The following is a 1,776-nucleotide window of genomic DNA, read 5'->3' as shown; positions in this document are numbered from 1 at the left end:
GCCGTTAGCGCCCCGACGCACCTCCACCGGCTGGCGCGCTACCGCGTCGCGTGTGTGGTGGGTGCTCATGGCGCCTCCTGATGAGCGTTGGCCAGATGGTCACGCTGGATCAGGTCGAAAGTGTTAAAGCGCTGCTGCCAGGCAGAGGGTTGGCTGACTTTTTCCACCTGTACCGCAGTGACTTTATATTCCGGACAGTTGGTAGCCCAGTCCGAGTTATCCGTTGTGATAACGTTAGCGCCGCTGCCGGGGTGGTGGAAGGTGGTGTAAACCACCCCCGGCTGCATGCGTTCGCTGAGCCTTGCGCGTAGCACCGTCTGGCCCGAGCGGCTGGGAANNNNGCCCGAGCGGCTGGTAATGCCCAACCAGTCGCCGTCACGCACGCCGCGCAGTTCCGCATCAGAGGGATGCAGTTCCAATACATCCTCGTCGTGCCAGCGCTGGTTGTCGGTACGCCGGGTCTGGGCGCCCACGTTGTATTGGCTGAGAATCCGCCCGGTGGTGAGCAGTAGTGGGAAGCGGCGGTTAGCGCGCTCTTCAGTGGCCACGTACTCGGTAATCGCAAAGCGCCCCAGGCCAATGGGGAAGTCAACCTCGTGCATGGTTGGCATGCCCAACGGGTACTCGGCGTTGCAGGGCCACTGCAGACTGCCGCGCTCCTCCAGCTTGGCGTAGCTGACGCCCGCAAAGCTTGGCGTTAACTGGGCGATCTCGTCCATGATCTCGGACGGATGGGCGTAGTGCATCGGGTAGCCCAGCGCATTGGCCAGGTCCTGAGTGATTTCCCAGTCTTCCTTACCAGCAAGCGCTGGCATCACTTTGCGCACCCGGTTGATGCGCCGTTCGGCGTTGGTGAAAGTGCCGTTTTTTTCCAGAAAGCTTGAACCGGGCAGCAGCACGTGGGCGAACTTGGCCGTTTCGTTGAGGAAAATATCTTGCACGATCAGGCAGTCCAGCGAGCGTAGTGCCGCCTCAACGTGTTGGGTGTTGGGGTCGGATTGGGCGATGTCCTCGCCCTGCACGTAGAGCGCTTTAAAGGTACCTTCGATGGCGGCGTCGAACATATTGGGAATGCGCAGCCCCGGCTCGTCGTCGAGTTTCACGCCCCACACGGACTCAAAGCGGCCGCGGGCGATGGGGTCGGCCACGTGCTGGTAGCCCGGCAACTCGTGGGGGAAGGAGCCCATGTCGCAGGAGCCCTGCACATTGTTTTGACCGCGCAGCGGATTCACACCGACACCTTCCCGGCCAATATTGCCGGTAGCCATGGCTAAGTTGGCGATTCCCATCACCATGGTGGAGCCCTGACTGTGTTCGGTCACACCCAAGCCGTAGTAGATGGCGCCATTAGCTGCTTTAGCATAGGTGCGCGCCGCTTGGCGTACGGCTTCGGCGGGCACGCCGGTAATCGCTTCGCTGGCTTCCGGGGAGTGGCGTGGCTCACTGATAAAGGTGCGCCAGCTGTGATAGGCCTCGGTATCGCAGCGCTTGGCCACGAATGTCTGGTCTTCAAGACCTTCGGTGACCACCACGTGGCCGAGGGCGTTGATCAACGCCACATTGGTGCCCGGGCGCAGCGGCAGATGTTGGGCCTCGCTCATGTGCGGGGTCTTTAGAAGGTCGATGCGGCGAGGGTCGGCGGCGATCAGCTTCGCCCCCTGGCGCAAGCGTTTGCGCATCAGCGAACCAAACACTGGGTGGGCGTCGGTGGGGTTGGCGCCAATCACGATAATCGCATCGGCCTGCATGACTGAGTCAAAGGTTTGGGTACCGGCG

1 protein-coding gene is annotated in these 1,776 nt (G+C 62.0%); it reads right to left on the bottom strand.

What is annotated here, in order from left to right:
* Nucleotides 1-65 precede the first annotated feature (65 nt).
* On the bottom strand, nucleotides 66-1,776 hold a 1,711-nt coding region (locus INT22_RS21300), incomplete at its 5' end, for a molybdopterin oxidoreductase family protein (RefSeq protein ID WP_226912833.1).

Source organism: Halomonas sp. 3D7M (genome assembly GCF_014897885.1).
Classification (GTDB): domain Bacteria; phylum Pseudomonadota; class Gammaproteobacteria; order Pseudomonadales; family Halomonadaceae; genus Vreelandella.
This window is presented reverse-complemented; position numbering and strand designations above follow the sequence as displayed.